This window comes from Oleiphilus sp. HI0132 (assembly GCF_001635845.1).
Map to the genome: position 1 here is coordinate 1 of NZ_LWGJ01000085.1, position 1,027 is coordinate 1,027.

The following is a 1,027-nucleotide window of genomic DNA, read 5'->3' on the forward strand; positions in this document are numbered from 1 at the left end:
GGCGAATACCGGCGATTATTGATCACGACAACGAAGGTTTTACTCTTTTCGAATCGGGGGCCATCCTGATCTACCTAGCCGAAAAGTCGGGAAATTTTTACGCACATACACCTAACGAGCGCGCGCTTATAAATCAGTGGCTAATGTTCCAAATGGGCGGAATTGGTCCAATGATGGGGCAAGCAAATGTTTTCTTTCGCTACTTTCCAGAAAAAATCCCCGCAGCTATTGACCGTTATCATAACGAGGTAAAGCGTTTGTTTGGAGTACTTGACTCTCACTTAAGTGAACATGAGTACCTGGTAAACAATTACAGCATTGCAGATATCGCAAACTGGGCTTGGGTTCGAACCCACAACTGGTCGGGTGTTGAAATCGATAGCTATCCAAACTTGGAAAGGTGGGTAAAAGCAATATACGAACGGCCGGCAGCATTAAGAGGCATTGATACGCCAAAGCGCCCTCGCTCAGAAAAAGTCGTTGCTAGTGGGCAAAAGATAATCGTTACCTGACAGACAGCGCTAATCAATTAAAAAGCGGGGAGCAATGTGCTTCCTTGCGCACTACTCCCCGCTACCCAAGCTGAAGTCTTGCTGACCTCTTGGTAGGTTGATAAACCCTCATCACAGATGCTCATCCTTGAGCCCTACCCGCTTGTTCACGAAGTTAACAGCCAAATGCCACTGAAAGAATAATAATACTCGCTAAGCAGCATCCCTCGACTCCTCATGATAGATAAGGCTAGTTCGCTAGCATAAACTCTTCCGCGGCGTATCCCTTGCGTAAGGCAAAGCTAAATCCCTTTACTGCGTGAAGAACGTCTTATCTGGAACTAATGTTATAAGCAATTTTTGGGTGTGAATAGTTGTAGCTACAACCTTTTCAAAAAAATAGTCTAGTGATACTGAAATAACTTGGCCAGTACGCGGAAGGCCTTATCATTTGGAACAGAGCATATACTGAGCTTGTTATATATCGCCAATTTCTTTTTATTAATAGCTTGCTGGGAGATTCCCTTCATTTCAGA

1 protein-coding gene is annotated in these 1,027 nt (G+C 44.4%); it reads left to right on the forward strand.

The window, feature by feature from the left end:
• A partial coding sequence (locus A3766_RS01170; protein ID WP_068641500.1) for a glutathione binding-like protein occupies positions 1–512 on the forward strand: 512 nt, incomplete at its 5' end.
• Between the last annotated feature and the right edge of the window lie 515 nt (positions 513–1,027).